Source organism: Streptomyces sp. NPDC052012 (genome assembly GCF_040689265.1).
In the GTDB taxonomy this organism is placed as follows: domain Bacteria; phylum Actinomycetota; class Actinomycetes; order Streptomycetales; family Streptomycetaceae; genus Streptomyces.
The window spans coordinates 73,286-98,518 of record NZ_JBFAXA010000007.1 but is presented as its reverse complement, the minus strand read 5'-3'; the positions used below and the strand labels follow the sequence as shown (position 1 = coordinate 98,518).

The 25,233-nt window shown below is 70.7% G+C and carries 22 protein-coding genes; 11 read left to right on the top strand and 11 right to left on the bottom strand.

What is annotated here, in order from left to right:
- Both AB0412_RS15220 and AB0412_RS15215 read right to left on the bottom strand, forming a co-directional pair.
- The gene (locus tag AB0412_RS15220) at nucleotides 1-849 is read right to left on the bottom strand and encodes an ABC transporter permease (RefSeq protein ID WP_366403030.1); all 849 of its coding nucleotides are present in this window, start codon (nucleotides 847-849) and stop codon (nucleotides 1-3) included.
- Nucleotides 846-1,877 carry an ATP-binding cassette domain-containing protein gene (locus tag AB0412_RS15215; protein ID WP_366403029.1) on the bottom strand — a complete coding sequence of 344 codons (1,032 nt, stop codon included), beginning with the start codon at nucleotides 1,875-1,877 and terminating at the stop codon, nucleotides 846-848. Before AB0412_RS15215 ends, AB0412_RS15220 begins: the two co-directional genes overlap by 4 nt.
- A 172-nt stretch (nucleotides 1,878-2,049) precedes the next feature.
- On the opposite strand from AB0412_RS15215, the gene AB0412_RS15210 reads away from it, so the two are divergent.
- Nucleotides 2,050-3,030: an NAD(P)H-quinone oxidoreductase gene (locus tag AB0412_RS15210; protein ID WP_366403028.1), complete on the top strand. Its 981-nt coding sequence runs from the start codon at nucleotides 2,050-2,052 to the stop codon at nucleotides 3,028-3,030.
- 33 nt (nucleotides 3,031-3,063) lie between these two features.
- On the opposite strand, the gene AB0412_RS15205 is transcribed toward AB0412_RS15210, so the two are convergent.
- Complete coding sequence (locus AB0412_RS15205) at nucleotides 3,064-3,351, bottom strand: hypothetical protein (protein WP_366403027.1); 288 nt, start codon at nucleotides 3,349-3,351, stop codon at nucleotides 3,064-3,066.
- Between the two features lie 885 nt (nucleotides 3,352-4,236).
- On the opposite strand from AB0412_RS15205, the gene AB0412_RS15200 reads away from it, so the two are divergent.
- Nucleotides 4,237-4,776: a bacterial proteasome activator family protein gene (locus tag AB0412_RS15200; protein ID WP_366403026.1), complete on the top strand. Its 540-nt coding sequence runs from the start codon at nucleotides 4,237-4,239 to the stop codon at nucleotides 4,774-4,776.
- 83 nt (nucleotides 4,777-4,859) lie between these two features.
- Here the strand turns inward: AB0412_RS15200 and AB0412_RS15195 are convergent, their stop codons facing one another.
- The gene (locus tag AB0412_RS15195) at nucleotides 4,860-6,482 is read right to left on the bottom strand and encodes a protein kinase (protein WP_366403025.1); all 1,623 of its coding nucleotides are present in this window, start codon (nucleotides 6,480-6,482) and stop codon (nucleotides 4,860-4,862) included.
- Nucleotides 6,483-6,836: 354 nt separating this feature from the next.
- Here AB0412_RS15195 and AB0412_RS15190 point away from each other — a divergent pair, with 354 nt between their 5' ends.
- The 5 genes from AB0412_RS15190 (at nucleotide 6,837) to AB0412_RS15170 (ending at nucleotide 13,621) form a co-directional block, all read left to right on the top strand.
- Nucleotides 6,837-8,489, top strand: a complete 1,653-nt coding sequence (locus AB0412_RS15190; RefSeq protein WP_366403024.1) for a protein kinase — start codon at nucleotides 6,837-6,839, stop codon at nucleotides 8,487-8,489.
- 753 nt (nucleotides 8,490-9,242) lie between these two features.
- Nucleotides 9,243-10,436 (top strand): pyruvate dehydrogenase (acetyl-transferring) E1 component subunit alpha, encoded by a 1,194-nt coding sequence (gene pdhA, locus AB0412_RS15185; protein ID WP_366403023.1) that lies wholly within the window; start codon nucleotides 9,243-9,245, stop codon nucleotides 10,434-10,436.
- 40 nt (nucleotides 10,437-10,476) lie between these two features.
- The gene (locus AB0412_RS15180) at nucleotides 10,477-11,442 is read left to right on the top strand and encodes an alpha-ketoacid dehydrogenase subunit beta (RefSeq protein ID WP_366403185.1); all 966 of its coding nucleotides are present in this window, start codon (nucleotides 10,477-10,479) and stop codon (nucleotides 11,440-11,442) included.
- Nucleotides 11,443-11,452: 10 nt separating this feature from the next.
- Nucleotides 11,453-12,898: a dihydrolipoamide acetyltransferase family protein gene (locus AB0412_RS15175; protein WP_366403022.1), complete on the top strand. Its 1,446-nt coding sequence runs from the start codon at nucleotides 11,453-11,455 to the stop codon at nucleotides 12,896-12,898.
- A gap of 231 nt (nucleotides 12,899-13,129) precedes the next feature.
- Nucleotides 13,130-13,621 carry an LURP-one-related family protein gene (locus AB0412_RS15170; protein ID WP_366403021.1) on the top strand — a complete coding sequence of 164 codons (492 nt, stop codon included), beginning with the start codon at nucleotides 13,130-13,132 and terminating at the stop codon, nucleotides 13,619-13,621.
- Between the two features lie 36 nt (nucleotides 13,622-13,657).
- On the opposite strand, the gene AB0412_RS15165 is transcribed toward AB0412_RS15170, so the two are convergent.
- Nucleotides 13,658-14,452, bottom strand: coding sequence for a carbon-nitrogen family hydrolase (locus AB0412_RS15165; protein ID WP_366403020.1), 795 nt, complete (start codon nucleotides 14,450-14,452; stop codon nucleotides 13,658-13,660).
- Between the two features lie 183 nt (nucleotides 14,453-14,635).
- Between AB0412_RS15165 and AB0412_RS15160 the strand changes: the two genes are divergently transcribed.
- Entirely contained in the window at nucleotides 14,636-15,460 is an 825-nt protein-coding gene (locus tag AB0412_RS15160) for a maleylpyruvate isomerase family mycothiol-dependent enzyme (protein WP_366403019.1), read from the top strand.
- A gap of 49 nt (nucleotides 15,461-15,509) precedes the next feature.
- On the opposite strand, the gene AB0412_RS15155 is transcribed toward AB0412_RS15160, so the two are convergent.
- The 3 genes from AB0412_RS15155 to AB0412_RS15145 form a co-directional block, all read right to left on the bottom strand.
- Nucleotides 15,510-16,349, bottom strand: coding sequence for an aldo/keto reductase (locus AB0412_RS15155; RefSeq protein WP_366403018.1), 840 nt, complete (start codon nucleotides 16,347-16,349; stop codon nucleotides 15,510-15,512).
- A gap of 404 nt (nucleotides 16,350-16,753) precedes the next feature.
- On the bottom strand, nucleotides 16,754-18,058 hold the full coding sequence (locus AB0412_RS15150) for an MFS transporter (RefSeq protein WP_366403017.1): 1,305 nt from the start codon (nucleotides 18,056-18,058) through the stop codon (nucleotides 16,754-16,756).
- Nucleotides 18,055-18,708 (bottom strand): GntR family transcriptional regulator, encoded by a 654-nt coding sequence (locus tag AB0412_RS15145; protein ID WP_366403016.1) that lies wholly within the window; start codon nucleotides 18,706-18,708, stop codon nucleotides 18,055-18,057. The genes AB0412_RS15150 and AB0412_RS15145 overlap by 4 nt, the downstream gene beginning before the upstream one ends.
- Nucleotides 18,709-18,907: 199 nt before the next feature.
- On the opposite strand from AB0412_RS15145, the gene AB0412_RS15140 reads away from it, so the two are divergent.
- Nucleotides 18,908-19,810, top strand: a complete 903-nt coding sequence (locus AB0412_RS15140; protein ID WP_366403015.1) for a D-alanyl-D-alanine carboxypeptidase — start codon at nucleotides 18,908-18,910, stop codon at nucleotides 19,808-19,810.
- A gap of 111 nt (nucleotides 19,811-19,921) precedes the next feature.
- On the opposite strand, the gene AB0412_RS15135 is transcribed toward AB0412_RS15140, so the two are convergent.
- The 3 genes from AB0412_RS15135 to AB0412_RS15125 all read right to left on the bottom strand — a co-directional run bounded on the left by AB0412_RS15135 (nucleotide 19,922) and on the right by AB0412_RS15125 (nucleotide 23,491).
- On the bottom strand, nucleotides 19,922-20,176 hold the full coding sequence (locus AB0412_RS15135) for a DUF6458 family protein (protein ID WP_366403014.1): 255 nt from the start codon (nucleotides 20,174-20,176) through the stop codon (nucleotides 19,922-19,924).
- 91 nt (nucleotides 20,177-20,267) lie between these two features.
- The gene (locus tag AB0412_RS15130) at nucleotides 20,268-21,563 is read right to left on the bottom strand and encodes a M18 family aminopeptidase (protein ID WP_366403013.1); all 1,296 of its coding nucleotides are present in this window, start codon (nucleotides 21,561-21,563) and stop codon (nucleotides 20,268-20,270) included.
- Between the two features lie 101 nt (nucleotides 21,564-21,664).
- On the bottom strand, nucleotides 21,665-23,491 hold the full coding sequence (locus AB0412_RS15125) for an acyl-CoA dehydrogenase (protein ID WP_366403012.1): 1,827 nt from the start codon (nucleotides 23,489-23,491) through the stop codon (nucleotides 21,665-21,667).
- Between the two features lie 160 nt (nucleotides 23,492-23,651).
- On the opposite strand from AB0412_RS15125, the gene AB0412_RS15120 reads away from it, so the two are divergent.
- Nucleotides 23,652-24,116, top strand: coding sequence for an SseB family protein (locus tag AB0412_RS15120; protein ID WP_260826196.1), 465 nt, complete (start codon nucleotides 23,652-23,654; stop codon nucleotides 24,114-24,116).
- A gap of 113 nt (nucleotides 24,117-24,229) precedes the next feature.
- Nucleotides 24,230-25,210 carry a pirin family protein gene (locus AB0412_RS15115; protein WP_366403011.1) on the top strand — a complete coding sequence of 327 codons (981 nt, stop codon included), beginning with the start codon at nucleotides 24,230-24,232 and terminating at the stop codon, nucleotides 25,208-25,210.
- The last annotated feature ends 23 nt before the right edge of the window (nucleotides 25,211-25,233 follow it).

Genomic DNA, 25,233 nt, shown 5'->3' with positions numbered 1-25,233 from the left:
CTACTTGCGGTTGTACAGCCGCATCGTGATCGGCCCGAAGACCAGCACGAACAGAGCCGACCAGCCCAGCGTCCAGGCGATCTCGTCGGCCGGCCAGTCGCCCGCCATCAGCCCGCGCACCGCGGACGCGAGGTGGGTGACGGGGCTGTTGTTGACGAAGGCCTGCAGCCAGCCCGGCATGGTGCTCGGGTCGACGAAGACGTTCGACAGGAAGGTGAGCGGGAAGATCACCATCATGCTGACGCCCATCACCGACTTCTCGGTGCGCAGCATCAGCCCGAACATCGTCCAGATCCACGAGAACGCGAACGAGAACACCACCAGCAGCGCGATCCCGGTGACCACACCGCCGACCCCGCCGTCCGGGCGGTAGCCGAGGATGATGCCGACGGTGAGCATCACGACGGACGCGATGGTGTAGCGCAGGGCGTCACCGAGCAGATAGCCGACCATGGTCGACGGCCGCCAGATCGGCAGACTGCGGAAACGGTCGAAGACGCCCTTCTCGATGTCCGTGTTGACCGAGACCCCGGTGTACATCGTGATCATCACGACGGACATCACCAGGATGCCCGGCAGCAGGAACTGGATGTACTCCTTCGGCGAGCCGGCCAGCGCCCCGCCGAACAGGTACGTGTACATCAGCACCATCATGATCGGGAAGGCGGTGACGTCGAAGAGCTGCTCCGGCACGTGCTTGATCTTGAGCATCGCGCGCCAGCCGAAGGTGAGCGAGGCCGACCAGGCACTGGGCCGCGGCGGACGCTCCTTGGTGACCAGCAGCTCGGCGAGGGACTCGGTGCGGACCGGGGCGAGTTCGGTGCTCTCGGTGGTCGTCGCGGTGCTCATGCCGCCACCTCGTCCTTCGGGTCGTGGGAGTGGTCGGAGTCGTCGGAGCCGGACGCGTGCGTGTCGTGCCCGGTGAGGGCGAGGAACACCTCGTCCAGGCTGGGCTGGCCGAGCGAGAAGTTGTCGACGGTGATGCCGGCGGCCGCCAGTTCGTTCAGCGCCCGGGCGGCCTGCTCGGCTGCGGTGTCCTGGTTCGCGGCCGTGCCGAGCCGGGCGGTCAGCGCCACCGGGTCGGGCTCGGCCTGCACCTGCGCGTCCAGTGCGCGGCGCAGCAGGTCGGCCGCGAGGGGCCGTTGGTCCGGATCTCGTAGCCGCAGATGTACGGATCCGGCGCCGACGGACGCCTTCAGCTCGCCCTTGGTCCCCTCGGCGATCACCTTGCCCTGGTCGATGACCGCGATCCGGGAGGCCAGCTGATCGGCCTCGTCCAGATACTGCGTGGTCAGCAGCACGGTGGTGCCCTGGGCGACCACCGCGCGCACGATGTCCCACACCTGGTTGCGGCTGCGCGGGTCCAGGCCGGTCGTCGGTTCGTCGAGGAACAGCAGGTCCGGGGTGTTGAGGATGGACGCGGCGATGTCGATACGGCGCCGCATGCCGCCCGAGTAGTGCTTGACCTGCTTCCCGGCCGCGTCCGTGAGGCCGAAGGCCTCCAGGAGCTGTGCCGCGCGTACCCGGGCGGCGGGCTTGCGGTGACCGAGGAGACGGGCCAGCAGCACCAGGTTCTCGGTGCCGGTGAGGTCCTCGTCCACGGAGGCGTACTGACCGGTGAGGCTCACCCGGCCGCGGACCTCGTCGGCCTCGCGCACCACGTCGTGACCGAAGACATGGGCCTCACCGCCGTCCGGGCGCAGCAGGGTCGCGAGTATCTTCACGGTGGTGGTCTTCCCGGCGCCGTTCGGGCCGAGGACCCCGTACACCGTGCCGGCCGGTACGGCGAGATCCACCCCGTCCACGGCCCGTGTCTCACCGAAGGTCTTGACCAGGCCGGCGGTCTCGATCGCCAGGCCGGACGTCTGCGTGCTCATGCTGGGGGTCCTTCCGCGTGTTCGGGCTACGCATGGACAGACCTTTACCGTCGCGCAAACTCATCGCTCCCGCACACGGATTCCGGGGGAACAGTCCCATTGACGGAGGAAGGGAGCGACCGGAGACGGAGGGCTCGCGGAGGAGGGCGGGGGCAGGAGTAGCGTCCCCCTCATGCATGCGATCACGATTTCCGAACCCGGTGGACCCGAGGCGCTGGTGTGGGAGGAGGTGCCCGACCCCGTGCCCGGCGAGGGCGAAGTGCTGGTCGAGGTGGTGGCCGGTGCCGTCAACCGCGCCGACATCCTGCAGCGGCAGGGCCACTACGACCCGCCTCCCGGTGCCTCCCCCCACCCCGGCCTGGAGTGCTCCGGGCGGATCGCCGCGCTCGGCCCCGGAGTGGGCGGATGGGCCGTCGGCGACGAGGTCTGCGCGCTGCTCTCCGGCGGCGGCTACGCCGAGAAGGTCGCCGTCCCGGCCGGGCAGCTCCTCCCCGTCCCCGAGGGTCTCGGCATCAAGCAGGCCGCGGCGCTCCCCGAGGTCGTCTGCACGGTCTGGTCCAACGTCTTCATGATCGCCCACCTCCGGCCCGGCGAGACGCTGCTCGTGCACGGCGGATCGAGCGGCATCGGCACCATGGCGATCCAGCTCGCGAAGGCCGTCGGCGCCAGAGTCGCCGTCACCGCCGGCAGCGAGGAGAAGCTCGCGCGCTGTGCCGAGCTGGGCGCCGACATCCTGATCAACTACCGCGAGCAGGACTTCGTCGACGAGCTGAGGAAGGCGACGGACGGCGCGGGCGCGGACGTCATCCTCGACAACATGGGTGCCAAGTACCTGGCCCGCAACGTCAAGGCACTTGCTGTCAACGGCCGTCTCGCGATCATCGGGATGCAGGGCGGCGTCAAGGGCGAGCTCAACATCGGTGCCCTCCTCGCCAAGCGCGCCGCCATCAGCGCGACCTCGCTGCGGGCCCGGCCGCTGGAGGAGAAGGCGGCGATCGTGGCGGCCGTACGGGAACATGTGTGGCCGCTGGTCGCCGGGGGCCATGTCCGGCCCGTGATCGACCGCGAGATTCCGATGCCGGACGCGGCCGAGGCCCACCGGGTGGTCGAGGAGAGCGGGCATGTAGGCAAGGTGCTGCTGGTGGTGCCGTAGGCCGGCTGCACCGGCCGGGGCGGTTGGATGCGTTCAGCCGCGTCGCAGCCTCAGGCCCAGGAAGGCCAGGCCGCAGCCGAGCCCGATGAGGACCAGGCCGCTGCCCAGCGGCAGGATCCGCAACACGGGCTCGGCGCTCTGCTCGGGACCGGCGACGGCATCGGCCGCGGGCGACACCGGCGCGGTCCCGTCCGACGCCGGTGGGACGGCCGCACCCGTGCCGGGCGCCTGGGAGCCGGCCTCGCCGTCCCCGGCCCCCGGTGCGTCGGTGCGGTCGCCGGCCTCGGAGTCGCGGCCGGGCTGCTTCGGTGCGACGCCCACGCCTGGCTCCGTCGCCTCGCCCCGCTCACGGTCCTCCGCGCGGGGCGGCTCGTCCTCGTCCACGTCCCGCCGCCCGGGCCGCTCCCGCCCCTCACCCGCCCGACTCCCGGCTCGGGAGGGTTCGGCGGAGGGAGAGGGAGAGGGATCACGGGACTCCTTTCCGGGCCGGAATGCGGCGTCGGGCCAGGAGCCCGGGCGGAATGTGGCGTCGGGCTGGGAGCCTGGGCGGAATGCGGCGTCGGGCCGAGCGCCGGGTCGGGTGACGGAGCCGGGCCGGGGACCTGGGCGGGATGCGGTTTCGGAGCGGCCATCAGATCCGAGTCGGCCAGCGGTCTCGCCCTGGCTGGTAGATCCGTGTCGGCCGGCGGTTTCGACCCGGCCGGTGGATCCGGGTCGGCCGGCGGAATCCGGCCGGTCAGCGGATTCCGGTCGGCCGGCGAATTCCGGGCGGGCGTCGGGAGCCGTTCGGCTGGCGGGGCCGGGGCGTTCCTCGGGTGTCCCTGCCCCGGCACCGGTGGAGGCAGGCATCCCGTGGGCCGCAGTCGTCGCACCGAGCGGCAGCGTGAGGGCGTCGGCGGACGGCATCATCAACCCCGCCCCCAGGACGACCCCCGCCCCCAGGACAACCCCCACCCGCAGAGCAACCCCCGCCCCCGTCGCCCCCGCTATACGCAGCCATGGAGTCACGACCGTGACCTCCCGCGCCGACCGGTGCTCGTGCACACCGTCGGCAAGATGCCGGATGGACGCCCATAAGCCTCCCATTCGCGTATCAACCCGGCATTCCGGATACGCCCAACAGGTCGACCCGGCGACACCACGGTGGATCAGCCCCGTGCGGGGGCACCACGGAAGTGACACGCAGACGTGCGAGAGAATGGCCGCATGGAGATGCCGAGGAACGAACGGTCGCCGGAGAACCCCCAGATCCTGGTCGTCGGCCAGGACGGAATGGCGCTCAGCGGCGGCAACGGAGACGAGGACTCCCGCGAGACCCCGGTGACGGAGCAGGTGGAGCAGCCCGCGAAGGTCATGCGGATCGGCAGCATGATCAAGCAGCTGCTGGAGGAGGTGCGCGCGGCTCCCCTCGACGAGGCCAGCCGGGTCCGGCTCAAGGAGATCCACGCCAGCTCGGTGAAGGAACTGGAGGACGGCCTGGCGCCGGAGCTGGTCGAGGAGCTGGAGCGGCTCTCCCTGCCGTTCACCGACGAGGCGACCCCGAGCGACGCCGAACTGCGGATCGCGCAGGCCCAGTTGGTGGGCTGGCTGGAGGGCCTGTTCCACGGCATCCAGACCACGCTCTTCGCCCAGCAGATGGCCGCCCGCGCCCAGCTCGAACAGATGCGCCGCGCCCTCCCGCCCGGCGTGGGCGAGGGCCACGAGGACACCCACCCGGGCGGCCGCTCGGGCGGCCCGTACCTGTAAGCCCCGGCAGCACGAAGGGGTCCGGCAGCGGATGCCGGACCCCTTTCGTATGCCTTGAGGGCTCCCGTGAGGGTGCGTCAGGACTAGGACGGCGGGTTGCCCGTGGAGACGTAGAGCTGGATCTTGGGCACGTCGTCCTCCTCGACGTCCGTACCGGCCTCCGGGTACTGCTTCATGACCGTGCCGTCGCCGTAGGTGTTCTCGTCGACGTCGACGACCTCGTACTGCCAGCCGGCCGCCTGGAAGCATTCCTTGACCGACTTGATGTACTTGAACTTGAAGTTCGGAACCTCGATCTTCTCCGGGTCGTTGTACGACTCGACCGGCTCCGTGCACTTCTCCTTCTCGATCGTCTTCGTGGCGTCCGGCCCCCGGTAACCCGGTGCCTTCGCCGACGCCGAGGCCGACGCGCTGCTTCCGCCGCCCCCCTGCGGGTCCTCGCCACCGCCGTTCATCAGCAGCGCCGCGATCAGGCCGCCCGCCGCGAGGACGGCGACGGCGACCGAGCCGATGATCACCGGCTTGTTGCCACGGCGGCCGGGGGCCGGCGAGGTCTGGGGCGTGATGTTGTACGGAGGCGGGGTCGACGGGCCCGGCTGCGGCGTGTACGCCGACGGCGTGGGCGTCTGGTAGCCGCCCTGCTGCGGGTAGCCGTACGCCGGGGACGGGGTGTTGTACGGGTTCGGGGGCGGGGTCGGCTGGTAGGGCTGCTGGACGTTGCCCGTCGGGGCCGGGGTCGACTGGTCGATCGGCGGGAACACCGCGGAGCCGACGCCCGCGCCGCTGGGCGCCTGGGTGCCGGGGACGATGCTCGGCGGGGCCGGGTGGAAGGACTGCGCCACCCGCAGGCACTCGGTGCGCATCGCCTCGGCGCTGGGGAAGCGCTCGTTCGGGTTCTTCCTCAGCGCGCGGGAGATCAGCGCGTCCACGGCCGGCGGAAGGGAGCGGTTGATGGAGGAGGGGACCGGCGGCTCCTCCTGCACGTGCGCGTACGCGATCGCCAGCGGCGAGTCCGCGTCGAACGGCAGCCGCCCGGTGACCAGCTGGAACAGCATGATGCCGACGGAGTAGAGGTCGCTGCGGGCGTCCACACCGCGGCCCAGCGCCTGCTCCGGCGAGAGGTACTGCGGGGTGCCGACGACCATGCCGGTCTGCGTCATCGACGTGACGCCGGACTGCATGGCGCGCGCGATGCCGAAGTCCATGACCTTGACCACGCCGCGCTTGGTCATCATCACGTTGCCCGGCTTGATGTCGCGGTGGACCAACCCCATCTCGTGGCTGATCTCCAGCGCCGCCAGCACGTCCGCGGTGATCTTCAGCGCCTTGTCGGCGGGCATCGCGCCGTACTGCCGCACGTCCTCGTCGAGCACGGAGCCGAGCGGGCGGCCCTCGACGTACTCCATGACGATGTACGGCGTCGTCATCCCGTCGAGATCGTCCTCGCCGGTGTCGAAGACCGACACGATGTTGGTGTGCGTGAGCTTCGCCACGGACTGGGCCTCACGGCGGAAGCGCTCGCGGAAGGCCTGCTCGCGGCCGAGTTCCGTGTGCAACGTCTTGATGGCGACCTGACGGTCCAGCACGCTGTCGTAGGCGAGGTGCACGGACGCCATGCCGCCCTGGCCGAGCAGGTCCCGCAGTTGGTAACGTCCGCCGGCGAGCGCCCGCCCCGTGTTCTGGCTCTGTGCGCCGTCCTGGCTCATGTTCCGCGTCCCCCGTAGCCTCTCCGGCGCCGCCGTCGGTGACTGATCTGCGTGTCTGCCGTAGATCCAATGTGCTATTCCCGGCCAAGTCTGCCCCAGGCCACTGACACGTCAAGCGCGGTGCCCGTTCCGTGACCGTACGCGAAAGAAGCGTCGCGGAAGCGTTACAGGCGGCGTACGGCCGGTACACAGAATTTGCACGACGGTACGGGGGGCGGGTTTGATGGCCGGTCCGTCTCGTGCCCCTTCCGGTGACCCGTCTCGGACCGGAGCCTTGCGCAAAGGCTGTAGCGTGGCCGACGGAGACCGTAACAACACCGCGCGCACCGCGGGCAGAAACGACGGCGAGGACTGATGGCACAGCAGCAGCGCGCTCAGGGCCCGTCCGACCCCGAGGCGACTGGCGGCGGCATGTCGGACGCGCCGGACAGCTGGGGTAACGGCGGGCTGGTCGGCGACGGCCGGTACCGGCTGACGCGCAGACTAGGCCGGGGCGGCATGGCCGAGGTGTACGCGGCCGAGGACGTACGGCTGGGGCGTACGGTCGCCATCAAGCTGCTGAAGTCCGACCTCGCCGAGGACGCGGTGGCCAAGGCGCGCTTCACGCGCGAGGCGCAGTCGGTGGCCGGTCTCAACCACCACGCCATCGTCGCCGTGTACGACTCCGGTGAGGACTTCATCGGCGGCCAGTCCGTGCCGTACATCGTGATGGAGCTGGTCGAGGGCCGCACCATCCGCGATCTGCTGATGAACGCCGAGGCGCCGGGCCCCGAGCAGGCGCTGATCATCGTGTCGGGTGTCCTGGAGGCGCTGGCCTACTCGCACCAGCACGGCATCGTGCACCGCGACATCAAGCCGGCCAACGTCATCATCACCAACAACGGCGCCGTGAAGGTGATGGACTTCGGCATCGCCCGCGCGCTGCACGGCGCGTCCACGACGATGACGCAGACCGGCATGGTCATGGGCACACCGCAGTACCTCTCCCCGGAGCAGGCCCTCGGCAAGGCCGTCGACCACCGGTCCGACCTGTACGCGACCGGCTGCCTGATGTACGAACTGCTGGCGCTGCGGCCTCCGTTCACCGGTGAGACGCCGCTGTCGGTGGTCTACCAGCACGTCCAGGACATCCCCACGCCGCCGTCGGAGGCCTCCGACGCGTGCCCGCCGGAGCTGGACGGGCTGGTGATGCGCTCGCTCGCCAAGGAGCCCGACGACCGGTTCCAGACGGCCGAGGAGATGCGCGGGCTGGTCCAGTACGCCCTGCAGATGCTCTACGAGCAGGGCGGCCACACCGGCACCTGGAACACCGGCCCGGTGGAGATGCACGAGGGCCGGCACACGCCTGCGGGCGGTTTCGCGGGTACGGCGGTCATGGCGCACCCGGACGCCTCCGGCACCACGGCGATCCCGCAGCCGGTCATGCCCGCCGGGTACGGCGGCGGTGACGACGGCGGTTTCGAGGGCAACGGCAACAAGGGCAGCGGCCGCGGCAAGCTGTGGATCCTCGCCGTGCTGGCGATGATCGCCATCGCCGCGGGCGTCGCGCTGGCGCTGAACAACGGCGGCGGTGGCGGGGGCGACGACGACCCCACCAAGCCCCCGGCCACGTCCCAGACCACCGAGGACGAGACGACCAGCGAGAGCCCGAGCGACGAGGCGACCGAGGAACAGACCGACCCGGGCACGGATCCGGGCACGGGCACGGGCGACGGCGACGGCGACTGGAGCCCGACGCCGACTCCGTCCGAAAGCCCGTCCGAGACGGAGACGGACGACCCGTCGGACCCGCCGACGTCCCCGCAGCCGAGTACGTCGGGCGGCACGGACACCGGCGGCACGGACGCGGGCGGCACCGATGCCGGCGGCACGGACGCGGGTGGCACGGACGCGGGCGGCACCGACGCGGGCGGTACGGACGCGGGTGGCACCGATGCGGGTGGCACGGACGCGGGCGGTACGGACGCGGGCGGCGCCGGAGTGCCCGGCGGGAACGTGGGCGGCTGACCTGACGGGACGGCCCTTGGCGCGGGTGAGCGACATCCACCCCGCCTCAGCCGCGGCCGACGTCAGCTGCTCGACCCCGGACCGCCCGCCGTCGAGGGCGGGCGCAGTGCATCAGCCGCGCGCGGTCCTGACGTGGTCTGCGGTGTGGTCCGGTGGTCCGAGGCGTGGGTGAGCTCTGAGCGTGCGGCTGTCGGCTGTCCGGGTGGAGAAGGCCGCATGCGCGCGTGTCGCCTCCGGCCTCTTCCGTGGGCGCGGGGGAGCCCCCGCGCGGCGTCCCCTCGCCTCCTGGACGCGCGCGGGTCGCGCCGTCACGGAGGCCGCCTCGAAGATCCCGGTCGGATCGACATTCGGACGACGAGACACCGCACCGCCGTGACCTGCGTCTCTTCACTCACCGTACGGGTCATTTACTGAGCGTGCTCAAAACCGGCGCCTCGCGCGGGCGGTGACTCTTCCCGTGCCCGGGGTGGCCGGGATAACGTGCCGTTGCTCCGGCCTCCTGCAAGGCTGTGACCAGCGCGCCTTCCCCACCTACCCGATTTACTTGGAAATCCAAGCAAAATCGCAGGTCAGAGGGGGTTTCACAGAAATGTGCCGCACTGGGTACCGTGCTTAGTGCAGGGCGCTCGCCGGGGCACCTGTCACGCCTGTTCCCGGCCGAGTGGCACCCACCCCGTGCCCGGTGGTCGAGCAACAGGTGAGCCGCACTGGCCTACCGGCAACCCCGGGGGCCGGACCGACGGAGGAGCACACGTGACCGTGGAGAGCACTGCCGCGCGCACACCGCGACGCAGCGCCGGAAGCAAGGCCGGCACCACCGGCACCAAGCGCACCACCCGCACGACCGCCAAGAACCCCAAGGGGAGCGAGCCGGAGCTCGTCCAGCTGCTGACCCCCGAGGGCAAGCGCGTCAAGAACGCCGAGTTCGACAAGTACGTCGCCGGCATCACCGCAGAAGAGCTCCGCGGCCTGTACCGCGACATGGTGCTCACCCGCCGCTTCGACGCCGAGGCCACCTCCCTGCAGCGCCAGGGCGAGCTGGGCCTGTGGGCCTCGCTGCTCGGCCAGGAGGCGGCGCAGATCGGCTCCGGCCGGGCCCTGCGCGACGACGACTACGTCTTCCCCACCTACCGTGAGCACGGCGTCGCCTGGTGCCGCGGAGTGGACCCGACCAACCTGCTCGGCATGTTCCGCGGCGTGAACAACGGCGGCTGGGACCCGAACGGCAACAACTTCCACCTCTACACGATCGTCATCGGCTCCCAGACGCTGCACGCCACCGGCTACGCGATGGGCATCACCAAGGACGGCGCGGACAGCGCCGTCATCGCCTACTTCGGCGACGGTGCCTCCAGCCAGGGCGACGTGGCCGAGGCGTTCACCTTCTCCGCGGTCTACAACGCTCCGGTGGTGTTCTTCTGCCAGAACAACCAGTGGGCGATCTCCGAGCCGACCGAGAAGCAGTCCCGCGTCCCGCTGTACCAGCGCGCGCAGGGCTTCGGCTTCCCGGGCGTCCGCGTGGACGGCAACGACGTCCTGGCGAACCTCGCCGTCACCAAGTGGGCCCTGGAGCGGGCGCGCGGCGGTGAGGGCCCGACGCTGATCGAGGCGTTCACCTACCGCATGGGCGCCCACACCACTTCCGACGACCCCACCCGCTACCGGGGTGACGAGGAGCGGCTGGCCTGGGAGGCGAAGGACCCGATCCTGCGCCTTCGCCGCTACCTGGAGTCCGCAAACCACGCGGACGAGGGATTCTTCGCGGAACTCGAGACCGAGAGCGAGGCGTTGGGCAGGCGAGTGCGCGAAGCGGTCCGTGCCATGCCGGACCCGGACCACTTCGCCATCTTCGAGAACGTGTACGCGGACGGACACGCCCTCGTCGACGAGGAGCGGGCCCAGTTCGCCGCGTACCAGGCGTCGTTCACGGATGCAGAGGGGGTCTGACATGGCAGCGCAGACTGTGGCGGCCAAGGGCGCCAAGAGCATGGCCCTGGCCAAGGCGATCAACGAGTCGCTGCGCCGCGCCCTGGAGACGGACCCCAAGGTCGTCGTCATGGGTGAGGACGTCGGCAAGCTCGGCGGCGTGTTCCGGGTGACGGACGGCCTGCAGAAGGACTTCGGCGAGAGCCGCGTCATCGACACCCCGCTCGCCGAGTCGGGCATCGTCGGCACGGCCATCGGCATGGCCCTGCGCGGCTACCGCCCGGTGGTGGAGATCCAGTTCGACGGCTTCGTCTTCCCGGCGTACGACCAGATCGTCACCCAGCTCGCGAAGATGCACGCGCGCTCGCTGGGCAAGGTCAAGCTCCCGGTCGTCGTCCGCATCCCCTACGGCGGCGGCATCGGCGCGGTGGAGCACCACTCCGAGTCGCCCGAGGCGCTGTTCGCGCACGTGGCGGGCCTGAAGATCGTCAGCCCGTCGGACGCGTCGGACGCGTACTGGATGATGCAGCAGGCCATCCAGAGCGACGACCCGGTGATCTTCTTCGAGCCCAAGCGGCGCTACTGGGACAAGGCCGAGGTCAACACCGAGGCGATCCCGGGCCCGCTGCACACCGCGCGGGTGGTGCGCGAGGGCACCGACCTGACGCTCGCCGCGTACGGCCCGATGGTGAAGCTCTGCCGCGAGGTCGCCGACGCGGCGGCCGAGGAGGGCCGCTCCCTGGAGGTGCTGGACCTGCGCTCGGTCTCCCCGATCGACTTCGACTCCGTCCAGGCGTCGGTGGAGAAGACCCGCCGCCTGGTCGTCGTCCACGAGGCACCGGTGTTCTTCGGATCCGGCGCGGAGATCGCCGCGCGGATCACGGAGCGCTCCTTCTACCACCTGGAGGCCCCGGTGCTGCGGGTGGGCGGCTACCACGCCCCGTACCCGCCGGCCCGCCTGGAGGAGTCCTACCTCCCGGACCTGGACCGGGTGCTCGATGCCGTCGACCGCTCGCTGGCGTACTGAGGAGAGGGTCGTGACGACGATGACGAACGCGTCCGTACGCGAGTTCAAGATGCCGGACGTGGGCGAGGGTCTCACCGAGGCCGAGATCCTCAAGTGGTACGTCCAGCCCGGCGACACGGTCACCGACGGCCAGGTGGTCTGCGAGGTCGAGACGGCCAAGGCGGCCGTCGAACTGCCCATCCCCTACGACGGTGTGGTCCGCGCGCTGCACTTCCCCGAGGGCACCACGGTGGACGTGGGCACGTCCATCATCGCGGTGGACGTCTCGGGCGGAGCGGGGGCGCCCGCGCAGGAGCCGGTGGCCGAGGAGCCGGAGGCGCCGCGGGAGGAGCCGAAGGCGGAGGCCGCGGGCTCGGGCCGCCAGCCGGTGCTGGTCGGCTACGGGGTGGCGACGTCCTCCACGCGCCGCCGCCCGCGCAAGCCGGCGACCGAGGCCGAGGCCCCGGCGGCCGCCGCGATCCAGACGGAGCTGAACGGCCACGCGCCCGCCGCGCCGGCCGCACCCGCACCGGCGCCCGCGCCGGTGGCCCCGCAGCAGCGTCCGCTGGCCAAGCCGCCCGTCCGCAAGCTGGCCAAGGACCTCGGCGTCGATCTGGCGACCGTCACCCCGACCGGCCCGGACGGCATCATCACGCGCGAGGACGTCCACGCGGCGGTGGCCGCGACCACGGCCGCCCCCGAGCCCGAGGTCCAGGCACCGGCCCCGGTGCCGGCCGCCCCGGCTGCCGCGGCCGCCCCGGCGTCGTACGACACGGCCCGCGAGACCCGCATCCCCGTCAAGGGCGTCCGCAAGGCGACGGCGGCGGCGATGGTCGGCTCCGCGTTCACGGCACCGCATGTCACGGAGTTCGTGACGGTCGACGTGACGCGCACGATGAAGCTGGTCGAGGAGCTGAAGCAGGACAAGGAGTTCACGGGCCTGCGCGTGAACCCCCTGCTGCTGATCGCCAAGGCCCTGCTCGTCGCGATCAAGCGCAACCCCGACATCAACGCCTCCTGGGACGAGGCGGCCCAGGAGATCGTGGTCAAGCACTACGTCAACCTGGGCATCGCGGCGGCCACCCCGCGCGGTCTGATCGTGCCGAACATCAAGGACGCCCACGCCAAGACGCTGCCGCAACTGGCCGAGTCCCTGGGTGAACTGGTGTCCACGGCCCGCGAGGGCAAGACCTCCCCGTCGGCGATGCAGGGCGGCACGGTCACCATCACCAACGTCGGCGTCTTCGGCGTCGACACGGGAACGCCGATCCTCAACCCCGGCGAGTCCGCGATCCTGGCGGTCGGCGCGATCAAGCCCCAACCGTGGGTCCACAAGGGCAAGGTGAAGCCCCGCCAGGTCACCACCCTGGCCCTGTCCTTCGACCACCGCCTGGTCGACGGCGAACTGGGTTCCAAGGTCCTGGCGGACGTCGCCGCCATCCTGGAACAGCCGAAGCGGCTGATCACCTGGGCGTAGGCCCAAGCCTGATCACCGGGCAAAGGAGCCGTGCGCCCCCTCGGGGACGCACGGCTCCATCGCCTCATGGGGCCGTCCGGCGCCCGCTCACCACTGATACGCCGACGGACGTCATCGGACACGGCAATCCCGCGCACCTGCCCGGCACTGCCCAAGCCAGGGAGCCCCGGGACTCAGCCCGTCGGCCTACCGGCGGCGTTTTGGGGCGGGTGTCGGGGAAGCCCTGGTCTCATGAGATTTCTCGTGCGGGACCGGATCCTCGGCATCGGTGACGACTACTGGATCGAGGACGACCACGGCAGCAAGGTCTTCCTCGTCGACGGCAAGGCCATGCGGCTGCGGGACACCTTCGAGCTGAAGGACACCCAGGGCCGCGTCCTGATCGACATCCACCAGAAGATGCTCGCCCTGCGGGACACCATGGTCATCGAGCGGGACGGACAGCCGCTGGCCCGGATCCGGCGCAAACGGCTCTCCCTGCTGCGCAACCACTACCGCGTGTCCCTGGTCGACGGCACGGAACTCGACGTCAGCGGCAAGATCCTCGACCGGGAGTTCGCCGTCGAGTACGACGGAGAGCTCCTCGCGGTGATCTCCCGCCGGTGGCTGAGCGTCCGCGACACCTACGGCGTGGACGTCGTACGCGACGACGCCGACCCGGCGCTGCTGATCGCGGTGGCGGTGTGCGTGGTCCACCTCGCGGAGAAGGACGGGGACGACTAGGCCCCGCGTCCCTGCGTTCCCGCGGTCCGCGATGTCCTAGCGGCGGGGCGGGTTCAGGCCCAGGACGCGGTCCTTCAGGGCCGGGAAGCGTTCGCGGGTGTTCGTGACCGTGGTCGGGTCGAAGTCGACGGTCAGGATCTCCTCGTCGGGACCGGCCTCCGCCAGGATCTCGCCCCACGGATCGACCACGATCGAGTGACCCGCCTGGGGAACCCCGGCGTGCGTCCCGGCCGTTCCACACGCGAGGACGAACGACTGGTTCTCCACCGCCCGCGCCTGAGCCAGCAGCGTCCAGTGGGACCGGCGGCGTTCCGGCCAGCCCGCCGGCACCACGAAGGTCTCGGCACCGGCGTCCACGAGACCGCGGAAGAGTTCGGGGAAACGGAGGTCGTAACAGGTGGCCACGCCCAGCGTGGTCCGCGGCAGACGCACCGTCACCAGCTCGTCGCCCGCGCCCATCAGCACGGCCTCGCCCTTGTCGAAGCCAAAGCGGTGGATCTTGCGGTAGGCGGCGGCCAGATCACCGGAGGGGGAGAAGACGAGAGAGGTGTTGTAGATCGGCCCGTCCGGGTCACGCTCGGGGATCGAGCCCGCGTGCAGCCACACGCCCGCGTCGCTCGCGGCCTTGGCCATCGCCTCGTGGGTCGGCCCTTCGAGGGGCTCTGCCTCGCGCCCGAACTCCTCGTAGGCGAACGCGCCGGTGGTCCACAGCTCCGGCAGTACGACGAGATCGGCTCCGGCCTGATCGCGTACCATCCCGGCGACCCGCAGCCGACGTGCTTCGACCGATTCGTCCTCGTTCACGGCGACTTGGAGCAAGGAAGCGCGCACACTACCACCGTCCTGGCATTCGACCCGTCCACACGGGCCTACGATCGTCACACGAAAGCACTGCCGGGGTGCCTCTCCGCAGCGTAACTTAGCCTCCCGAGACACCCGCCGGGTGCAGCCACCGCCCACAGGCACCGCCGCCACCACCTGCCCGTGTACCGACCGCCGAGGGGTCCAAGTTCCGTGAGTCCGCATCCCACCCTCCAGCCCTACGCCGACGCCTGGACCCACTCCGTCGAAGCGATATCCGAGATGGTGCAGCCGCTCCCGGAGGCCGACTGGAACCGGCGGACCCCGTGCCCGGGCTGGTCGGTCCGCGACATCGTCTCCCATGTCATCGGCCTGGACTGCGAGATGCTCGGCGACCCCCGTCCCATCCACACGCTGCCGCGTGACCTGTTCCACGTCACCAACGACCACCAGCGCTACATGGAGATGCAGGTCGACGTCCGCCGCCACCACACGGCGCCGGAGATGACCGCCGAGCTGGAGTACACGATCATCCGCCGCAACCGCCAGCTGCGGAACGAGTCGCGCGACCCGGGGACGAAGGTGCGTGGCCCGCTCGGCACCGAGCTGACGCTGGAGGAGTCCATGCGCCGGCACGCGTTCGACGTGTGGGTGCACGAACAGGACCTGCGCACGGCCCTCGGCCGCCCCGGCAACCTGGATTCCCCCGGCGCGTACGTCGCCCGTGACGTACTGCTCGACGAGCTGCCGCACGTGGTGGCCGACAAGGCGCAGGCGCCGCGCAGCTCCGCCGTGGTCGTCGACGTGCACGGTCCCGTCGAGTTCCTGCGCACGATCCGCGTCGACATCCAGGGCCGTGGCACCCTGGAGACCGCCCCCGCCCTCGGCCCCGCCGCGACGCTCACCCTCGACTGGGAGACCTATGTCCGCCTGGCCTGCGGCCGCGTGACCCACGAGGCGGTGACGGACCGGGTGAAGACGGAGGGCGACGTGGATCTGGCGGCGGCGATCCTGCGGAACTTCGCGGTGACGAAGTAGTCCCCGGGCCGCCCCTGCCGGAGCCCCACGGCATCCCCGGGGCGCCGCGTCACCCCGGTTCGGCCAGGCGGTCGAGGCGGGCGCGGTGCACCGCGGGGATGTCGAGGTGTTCCGCGGCGAGGTTCTCCTCCAGGTGGTCGATCCGGGCCGTGCCGGGGATCGGCAGGACGACCGGTGAGTGGCCGAGGAGCCAGGCGAGCGCGACCTGCGTCGGTGTGGCGCCGAGCGCGGACGCCACGGCGGCGATCTCGGCCCTCGCCCCCGACTCGCCCCAGGCGACGGGGCGCCACGGCAGGAACGCGATCCCCGCTGCCTCGCAGGCCGCGAGGACGGGCTCGTGCTCGCGGTCGAGCAGGTTGTACCGGTTCTGCACGCTCGCGATGTCGACGATCTTCCGTGCCTCGCCGAGTTCGTCGACGGTGACCTCGGACAGCCCGATCCGGCCGATCCTGCCCTCGGCCCGGAGGTCCCGCAGCGTGCCCACCTGGTCGGCGAGCGGGATCTCGGGGTCGATGCGATGCAGCTGGAGCAGCTCGATCCGCTCGACGCGCAGCCGGCGCAGCGCCTGCTCGACCTGATCGCGCAGCACGGCCGGGCGCCCGTCGAGCTTCCACTCGCTCGAGGGTCCCGACCGTGCGACACCGACCTTCGTGGTGATCAGCAGTCCGTCCGGGTAGGGGTGCAGGGCGTCGGCAAGGAGTTGCTCGTTGGCTCCCCCGCCGTACAGATACGCGGTGTCGATCAGGGTGACCCCCAGCTCGACGGCCCTGCGGGCGACCGCGACCGACTTCTCGCGGGCCGGCCCCGGGTCCGTCGGCAGGTGCATGGCCCCGAACCCCAGCCGCCGTACCGTCAGATCGCCGCCGATACGAAACGTCGTGGATGTCACGTGTCGCTCCCCCTCGCTCAACCGGCCACGCTAACAGCGCGATCGGCCGACGAGGAGCCTCCCCGGCGTTCACGCGGCTTCCCCGCCAGCCACGCGGCCGTCCGCGCTTACGAGGCGGTCCGCGCTCGCGGCCGTCCGGCGCTACGTGGCTGTCCGGCGGCCACGCGACCGTCCGGCACTACGTGGCTGTCCGGCGGCCACGTAGCCGTCCGCGCTCGCGCGGCTGTCCGGCGCTCACGCCGCCTCCCCGGCAGTCACGTGGCCGTCCGCGCTTACGCGACGGTCCGCGCTAACGCGGCCGTCCGGCAGCCACGTGGCCCTCCGGTGCTAACGCGACCGTCCGCGCTCACGCGGCCTCCCCGGCAGTCACGTTGCCGTCCGGCGCCACGCGGCCGCCGGCGTGTTCACGCGGGAACGTGGACCGACGTCACCCTGCTCGCCACCAGCCGCTCCTCCCTGCGCGCGGCCCGCCTCCGCAGCCGCAGGATCTGGCTCACGCCCAGCGCCTGCAGCACGAACACCGACGAGAACGCCACCACGTAGTCGTCCCCGGTCACATCCAGCAGCACCCCGATCGCGAACAGCGTCGTCATGGAAGCCACGAACCCGCCCATGTTCGTGATCCCGGAGGCCGTCCCCTGCCGCTCCGGCGGGTTCGCCGGACGCGCGAAGTCGAACCCGATCATCGACGCCGGACCGCACGCCCCCAGCACCACGCACAGGACGATCAGCAGCCACATCGGCGCCGTGTCGCCGGGATACCCCAGCACGAACCCCCACAGCAGCGCGGTCGCCCCCACCGTCCCCAGCGCCAGTGGCAGCCGCGCTCCGTGGTGCCGGGCCACCACCTGGCCGTACACGAGCCCGACGACCATGTTGGACAGCACGACCAGTGTCAGCAGCTCACCGGCCGTCGCGCGGGTCAGCCCCTGCGCCTCGACCAGGAACGGCATGCCCCACAGCAGCAGGAACACCATCGCCGGGAACTGGGTGGTGAAGTGCACCCACAGCCCCAGCCGCGTCCCCGGCTCCCGCCACGACGCCGCGATCTGCCGCCGTACGTACGCGGCACCCTGATGCGGGACGGGCTCCGGTTCGTACCCCTCGGGGTGGTCCCTGAGGAACAGCACCAGCAGCACGAACACCACCACGCCCGCGAGCGTGCTGCCCGCGAACGCCGCCGTCCAGCCGACCCCGTGCAGCAGCCGGGCCAGCACGAGCGTGGACACCAGGTTCCCCGCCATGCCCACCAGCCCCGCCAGCTGCGCGACCAGGGGCCCGCGCCGGGCCGGGAACCAGCGCGTGCCCAGCCGCAGCACGCTGATGAACGTCATCGCGTCACCGCAGCCGAGCAGCGCACGCGAGGCGAGCGCCATGCCGTACGACGGCGACAGCGCGAACCCGAGCTGACCCACGGTGAACAGCACGACCCCGAGGCCCAGCACCTTCTTCGTGCCGAGCCGGTCGACCAGCAGGCCCACGGGTATCTGCATGCCCGCGTACACCAGCAGCTGGAGGATGGAGAACGTCGACAGGGCGGAGGCGCCCACGTCGAAGCGGTCGGCGGCGTCGAGGCCGGCCACCCCCAGCGACGTACGGAAGATGACGGCGACGAAATAGACCGAGACGCCGATGCCCCACACGGCGAGGGCGCGCCGTCCGCCCGGGGGATCGCCGGGCAGGGTACCGGTGGAACCCGCGCTGCTCATCGCACCTCCCCCCGCGCCAGGTGGGAGAACCAGCCGACGTGCCGGCGGACGACCGCGACCGCCGCCTCCGCGTCGCCGTCGCGCAGCGCCTGAAGGATCTCCTCGTGCTCGACGAGGGTCTTGGCGATGCGGTCGGGGTGGGAGTGCATCACGGCGACGCCCATGCGCAGCTGACGGTCGCGCAGCTGGTCGTAGAGGCGGGAGAGGATCTCGTTGCCGCCGCTGCGCACGATCTCGGCGTGGAAGCAGCGGTCGGTGACGGAGGCCCCGGCGAGGTCGCCGGCGGCGGCCTGCTCCTTCTGCCGGGCGAGCAGGCCCTCCAGCCGTTCGACGAGGCCGGGCGGCGCGGGGACGGCCTTGCGTGCCGCGTGCTCCTCGACCAGCAGCCGGGTCTCGACGACGTCGGCGATCTCCTGCGCGGAGACGGGCAGGACGAGGGCGCCCTTCTTCGGGTAGAGCCGGATCAGGCCCTCGACCTCCAGACGCAGGAGCGCCTCGCGCACGGGGGTGCGGGACACTCCGACGGCCTCGGCCAGTTCGCCCTCGGTGAGGAGGGTCCCGCCTTCGTAACGGCGTTCCAGGACGCCCTGTTTGACGTGGGTGTAGACGCGGTCGGCGGCGGGCGGTTGTCTCACGGCGGCCAGGCTCATGCCGACAGGATAGATACAACACGTACGCGTGGTTGCATCCGTCCATCATGCGGACGCGTGCCCGCCGCCGAGATCCGTCCCTCCCGCGGCACAACCATCCGCCCGAGGTGTGCGTCGGATACATGCGGCCCTTGTATGCCAGGCCGCTCCTCAACTAGGCCGCACAGCAGGGCCATTCACGGTAATCGGGGTATTTCACTTGAAGAACGGCATTATGGGCATCCGCCTCAGCAGAGCCGCCGGCGTCGCCGTGACCACCGGCGCCGTGCTCGCCTCCGGTGCCCTCTACGCGGCGCCGGCGCAGGCCGCCGCGACGGCGCCCACGATCGTCGCCAAGGGCGGCTACGTGATGAACAACGCGAGCGGCAAGTCGCTGTACACCAAGGCCGCGGACACGCGCCGCTCGACCGGCTCGACGACGAAGATCATGACCGCGAAGGTCGTGCTCGCGCAGAAGAACCTGAACCTGGACGCCAAGGTGACGATCCAGAAGGCGTACAGCGACTACATCGTGTCGAAGAACGCCTCGTCCGCGCGCCTGATCGTCGGCGACAAGGTCACCGTGCGCCAGCTGCTCTACGGCCTGATGCTGCCCTCGGGCTGCGACGCGGCGTACGCGCTGGCGGACAAGTTCGGCACGGGCACGACGCGGGCCGCTCGCGTGAAGTCCTTCATCGGGAAGATGAACGCCGACGCGAAGAAGCTGGGCCTGAAGAACACCCACTTCGACTCCTTCGACGGCATCGGCAACGGCAAGAACTACTCGACGCCGCGCGACCTGACGAAGATCGCCAGCAGCGCGATGAAGAGCACGACCTTCCGGAAGATCGTCAAGACGAAGAAGTACACGGCGAAGACCATCACCAAGACGGGCAGCACCCGCACGATGGCCCCGTGGACCAACACCAACACGCTGCTCAGCAGCTACAGCGGCACGATCGGGGTGAAGACCGGCTCGGGCCCGGAGGCCAAGTACTGCCTGGTCTTCGCGGCGACGCGGAACGGCAAGACGGTCATCGGCACGGTCCTGGCCTCGTCCTCGGCGTCCCAGCGCGAGAAGGACGCGAAGAAGCTCCTGAGCTACGGCTTCGGCAAGGCCTGAACCGACGCGCTGACGAGGGGGCTCACCGGCACAGGCGGGTGAGCCCCTTTCCCGTCACCGCCGACCTCGCGGCTCTGAAGCCCGCTCGTGCCCTCCCGGCCGGGGACCGGCTTACGCGCCGTACCCGTCCGAATAGCCGTCGCGGCGGTGGTGATGGGCCGCCGGGTCGTCCACGACCGGGGTCGCGGGCGGGACCACCACGCGCCTGCGGCGGGCGATGCTGCTGAAGGTCGCCACGCCGATCAGGCCGACGATCATGAAGATGATGCCGACCAGGTCCAGGTTGACTCCCTGCATGTCCCAGTCGGTCGCGAAGGTGAGAATGGCTCCCACCGCGATGAGGATGATGCATCCGCCGAGGCCCATGAGTCACGCCTTCCTGTCCGGTCGTTCCGGTTGACACCGGGTACCCGGGCCGTCAGGACTCATGCTCCCGGCGGGAGTTGACCTCCCGGCCCTAGCCCTCCAGGAACGCCGTCAGCGCCTCGGCCAGCAGGAACGGGTCCTGGGCGCCGCACAGTTCGCGGGCGCTGTGCATGGAGAGGATGGCCACGCCGATGTCCACCGTGCGGATGCCGTGACGGGCCGCCGTGATCGGGCCGATCGTGGTGCCGCAGGGCATCGCGTTGTTGGAGACGAAGGACTGGAAGGGGACGTTCGCCTTCTCGCAGGCCGCCGCGAACACCGCGCGGCCCGAACCGTCCGTGGCGTAACGGTTGTTGACGTTGACCTTGAGGATGGGGCCGCCGTCGATGCGGGGGTGGTGCGTGGGGTCGTGCCGCTCCGCGTAGTTGGGGTGGACCGCGTGTCCGGTGTCCGAGGAGAGGCAGACGGTCGCCGCGAAGGCGCGGGCGCGGTCCTCGTACGAGCCGCCGCGGGCGAACACCGAGCGCTCCAGGACGCCGCCGAGCAGCGGGCCGTCCGCGCCGGTGTCCGACTGGGAGCCGTTCTCCTCGTGGTCGAAGGCGGCGAGCACCGGGATGTACCGCAGGTCCGGGGTGGCGGCCGCCGCCGCCAGCGCTGCCGTGCCGGCGTGCACGGACAGCAGGTTGTCCATGCGCGGGCCCGCCACCAGCTCGCGGTCGCGGCCCAGGTACGCCGGCGGCTCCACGGAGTGCACCATCAGGTCCCAGCCGGTGACCTCGCCGGACGGGATGCCGGCGGTCTCCTCGAGGAAGGCGATCAGGTCGCCGTCGCGCACGTCGCCGCCCAGCCCCCAGACGGGCTGCATATGGCGCTGCTTGTCGAGCTTGAGGCCCTCCGCCGTCACCGAGCGGTCCAGGTGGATGGCGAGCTGCGGGACCCGCAGGAGCGGGCGGTCGACGTTCACCAGGCGGGTCGAGCCGTCGCGCAGGGTCAGCCGGCCGGCCAGGCCCAGGTCGCGGTCGAGCCAGGAGTTGAGCAGCGGGCCGCCGTAGATCTCCACGGCGACCTGGCGCCAGCCGTGCGCCCCGCTGTCGGGCCGCGGCTTCACGCGCAGGTTGGGGGAGTCGGTGTGGGCGCCGACGATCCGGAACGGCGTGTGCGCCTCCGCGCCCTCGGGGACGTACCAGGCGACGATCGCGCCGCCGCGCAGCACGTACTTGCCGCCGCTCGTCCCGTCCCAGGCGTCCGTCTCCGAGACCTGCCGGAAGCCCGCCTTCTCCAGTCGCTCGGCGGCGTTCGCCACGGCGTGGTACGGCGTGGGGCTCGCCGCGAGGAAGGTCATCAGGTCGTCGGTGTGGCCGCGGTCGAAGCGGGAGGGTGCGCTCATGGGGTTCACCTTAACGACGGATGAGGGCCGGGTGACGACGGACGAGGGCCCGCCTCCCGCGGACGGGAGGCGGGCCCTCGTGGGGCGGGCCGGGGACGGGACTAGAACGCCGCCTCGTCCAGCTCCATCAGGTCCAGCTCGACGCCCTCGGCGACCTTGCGGGCCAGGGTGACGCCGGGCAGGACGTTGGCCGCGAAGAACTTCGCAGCGGCGATCTTGCCGGTGTAGAAGGCCTGGTCCTTGCCGGTGGCCGTCGGCAGCTTCTCGGCGGCCACCGCGGCGCCCTTGAGCAGCAGGTAGCCGACGATCACATCACCGGAGGCCATCAGCAGGCGGGTGGTGTTGAGCCCGACCTTGTAGATGTTCTTGACGTCCTGCTCGGTGGCCGCGAGGTCGGTGAGCATCAGGCCGACGATGGCCTCCAGCTCGACGGCGGCCTTGGCGAGGTGCTCGCGGGCGGTCGCCAGCTCCTCGCCGCCCTCGCCGAGCGCCAGGAACTTCTTGATGTCCTCGGCGAGCGAGTTCAGCGCGGCGCCCTGGTTGCGGACGATCTTCCGGAAGAAGTAGTCCTGGCCCTGGATCGCCGTGGTGCCCTCGTACAGGGTGTCGATCTTGGAGTCCCGGATGTACTGCTCGATCGGGTACTCCTGCAGGAAGCCGGAGCCGCCGAAGGTCTGCAGCGACTGGGCGAGCTGCTCGTAGCCCTTCTCGGAGCCGTAGCCCTTGACGATGGGCAGGAGCAGGTCGTTGAGCGCGTGCTCGGCCTTCGCGTCCTCGCCGGCCGCCTCCTTGACCGCGATGGCGTCCTGGATCGAGGCCGTGTAGAGGACGAGGGCGCGCATGCCCTCCGCGTACGCCTTCTGCGTCATCAGCGAGCGGCGCACGTCGGGGTGGTGGGTGATGGTGACCTTGGGCGCGGTCTTGTCCATGAAGTTGGCCAGATCCGGACCCTGGACGCGCTCCTTGGCGTACTCCAGGGCGTTGAGGTAGCCCGTGGAGAGGGTGGAGATCGCCTTCGTGCCGACCATCATGCGGGCGAACTCGATGATGCGGAACATCTGGCGGATGCCGTCGTGCTTGTCGCCGATCAGCCAGCCCTTGGCGGGGTGGCGGTCGCCGAAGGTCATCTCGCAGGTGTTGGAGGCCTTCAGGCCCATCTTGTGCTCGACGTTGGTGGCGTAGACGCCGTTGCGCTCGCCGAGCTCGCCGGTCTCGAAGTCGAAGAGGTACTTCGGGACGAGGAACAGGGACAGGCCCTTGGTGCCGGGTCCTGCGCCCTCGGGGCGGGCGAGCACGTAGTGGAGGATGTTCTCCGACATGTCGTGCTCACCGGAGGTGATGAAGCGCTTCACGCCCTCGATGTGCCAGGAGCCGTCCTCCTGCTGCACGGCCTTGGTGCGGCCGGCGCCCACGTCCGAGCCGGCGTCCGGCTCGGTGAGGACCATGGTCGAGCCCCACTGCTTCTCGACCGCGATCTGCGCGATCTTCTTCTGGACGTCGTTGCCCTCCTCGTGGAGGATGCCGGCGAAGGCCGGGCCGGAGGAGTACATCCACACGGCCGGGTTGGCGCCGAGGATCAGCTCCGCGTACGACCAGATCAGCGACGGGGGAGCCGTCGTGCCGCCGATGGCCTCGGGCAGGCCGAGGCGCCAGTACTCGGAGTCCATGAAGGCCTGGTAGCTCTTCTTGAAGGACTCGGGGACCGGGGCGGTGTTCGTCTCGGGGTCGAAGACCGGGGGGTTGCGGTCGGCGTCGGCGAAGGACTCGGCCAGTTCGTTCTCCGCGAGGCGGGTGAGCTCCTCGAGGATGCTCTTCGCGGTCTCGACGTCCATCTCCTCGAACGGGCCGGTGCCGTACAGCTTGTCGCGCCCGAGTACTTCGAAGAGGTTGAACTCGATGTCGCGGAGATTCGACTTGTAGTGCCCCATGGCGACGGCTCCGTTAGAGAGATCGGCGAGGCACTGACTCCTCGCACCTAGTTCACGTACCAATCAGTAGCTACGATGATGCTACCCGTCGGTAATAAGAAGCAACCCCGATCCGGACATCTGTGACTCAGCCCTCTCGCGGGTCAGTAGTCTGTGGGGCATGTACGGCTACGACCAGAACGTAGGGGCACAGCAGGGCTACGTCCCGCCGCAGCAGCAGATGCCGGGCGGGTACGGGCAGCAGCCGCCGCTGTACCCGGAGCCGTCCGCGCCCTCGCTCGCCGACGCGGTGCGCGCGTTCACCACCGGGCAGATGGCCGCGGAGGACTTCCAGCAGATCTTCGCCACGTCGAAGGTGTACTGCCCGCGCGGCGACAACCCCGGATTCCTGGCCCTGCACAACACCCAGCAGCCGGTGATCCCGATGTTCACCTCGCTCAAGGAGCTGCGGCGGTACGCGGGCAAGGAGTCCAAGTACTTCGTGATCACCGGTGCCGAGGTGATCGACCTGCTGCCGACCGGGTACGGATTCGTCCTCGACATGGAGGGCGAGCACCGCATGGTGTTCGACGCGAAGGCGGTCGAGCAGATGGTGGAGTTCGCGATGCGCCGGATGTACGGCTGACCTGTGACGCCGTTGCGTGCCGCCCGGAGGGAATGCCCTCCGGGCTTTCTCTGTTTGGGGTGGCAAGAAGTTCAACGCTCAACTAAACTGGGCGTACCCGAGGAGGTACCGACATGCCTGCAGTGACCGTCGAGAACCCGTTGACGCTGCCCCGCGTGGCCGCACCGGCCGACGCCGTGGCGCGTCCCGTGCTGGCCGTCACGACCGCGCCGAGCGGTTTCGAGGGCGAGGGCTTCCCGGTGCGCCGGGCCTTCGCCGGGATCAACTACCGCCATCTCGACCCGTTCATCATGATGGACCAGATGGGTGAGGTGGACTACGCGCCGGGTGAGCCCAAGGGCACGCCCTGGCACCCGCACCGCGGCTTCGAGACCGTCACCTACATCATCGACGGCATCTTCGACCACCAGGACTCCAACGGCGGTGGCGGCACCATCACCAACGGCGACACCCAGTGGATGACGGCGGGCGCCGGCCTGCTGCACATCGAGGCGCCGCCGGAGCACCTGGTCATGTCGGGCGGCCTCTTCCACGGGCTCCAGCTGTGGGTGAACCTCCCGGCCGCCGACAAGATGATGCCGCCGCGCTACCAGGACATCCGGGGCGGCAGCGTCCAGCTGCTCACCACCCCCGACGGCGGCGCGCTGCTGCGCGTCATCGCCGGTGAGCTGGACGGCCACGCCGGTCCCGGCATCACGCACACGCCGATCACGATGATCCACGCGACGCTGGCGCCGGGCGCGGAGCTCACGCTGCCGTGGCGCGAGGACTTCAACGGCCTCGCGTACGTCCTGGCGGGCAAGGGCGCGGTCGGCACCGAGCGGCGTCCGATCCACCTGGGTCAGACCGCCGTCTTCGGCGCCGGGTCGTCGCTGACCGTGCGGGCGGACGAGAAGCAGGACTCCCACACGCCGGACCTGGAGGTCGTACTGCTCGGCGGCCGGCCGATCCGGGAGCCGATGGTCCACTACGGCCCGTTCGTGATGAACACCAAGGACGAGCTCATGCAGGCCTTCGAGGACTTCCAGAAGGGCCGGCTGGGCACGATCCCGGCCGTGCACGGGATGACCGAGGCGGGGCCCGAAGAGGGCTGACCGGGCCGTCCTGCCCGGCCGGT

Coding starts and splice junctions, on each gene's coding strand:
- AB0412_RS15115 (WP_366403011.1), top strand. CDS start 24,230: ATGCCTGCAGTGACCGTCGAGAACCCGTTGACGCTGCCCCGCGTGGCC.
- AB0412_RS15210 (WP_366403028.1), top strand. CDS start 2,050: ATGCATGCGATCACGATTTCCGAACCCGGTGGACCCGAGGCGCTGGTG.
- AB0412_RS15195 (WP_366403025.1), bottom strand. CDS start 6,482: ATGAGCCAGGACGGCGCACAGAGCCAGAACACGGGGCGGGCGCTCGCC.
- AB0412_RS15215 (WP_366403029.1), bottom strand. CDS start 1,877: ATGAGCACGCAGACGTCCGGCCTGGCGATCGAGACCGCCGGCCTGGTC.
- AB0412_RS15170 (WP_366403021.1), top strand. CDS start 13,130: ATGAGATTTCTCGTGCGGGACCGGATCCTCGGCATCGGTGACGACTAC.
- AB0412_RS15180 (WP_366403185.1), top strand. CDS start 10,477: ATGGCCCTGGCCAAGGCGATCAACGAGTCGCTGCGCCGCGCCCTGGAG.
- AB0412_RS15135 (WP_366403014.1), bottom strand. CDS start 20,176: ATGGGCCTCGGCGGATGCATCATCCTCATCGCGGTGGGAGCCATTCTC.
- AB0412_RS15120 (WP_260826196.1), top strand. CDS start 23,652: ATGTACGGCTACGACCAGAACGTAGGGGCACAGCAGGGCTACGTCCCG.
- AB0412_RS15190 (WP_366403024.1), top strand. CDS start 6,837: ATGGCACAGCAGCAGCGCGCTCAGGGCCCGTCCGACCCCGAGGCGACT.
- AB0412_RS15145 (WP_366403016.1), bottom strand. CDS start 18,708: ATGAGCCTGGCCGCCGTGAGACAACCGCCCGCCGCCGACCGCGTCTAC.
- AB0412_RS15125 (WP_366403012.1), bottom strand. CDS start 23,491: ATGGGGCACTACAAGTCGAATCTCCGCGACATCGAGTTCAACCTCTTC.
- AB0412_RS15130 (WP_366403013.1), bottom strand. CDS start 21,563: ATGAGCGCACCCTCCCGCTTCGACCGCGGCCACACCGACGACCTGATG.
- AB0412_RS15150 (WP_366403017.1), bottom strand. CDS start 18,058: ATGAGCAGCGCGGGTTCCACCGGTACCCTGCCCGGCGATCCCCCGGGC.
- AB0412_RS15200 (WP_366403026.1), top strand. CDS start 4,237: ATGGAGATGCCGAGGAACGAACGGTCGCCGGAGAACCCCCAGATCCTG.
- AB0412_RS15220 (WP_366403030.1), bottom strand. CDS start 849: ATGAGCACCGCGACGACCACCGAGAGCACCGAACTCGCCCCGGTCCGC.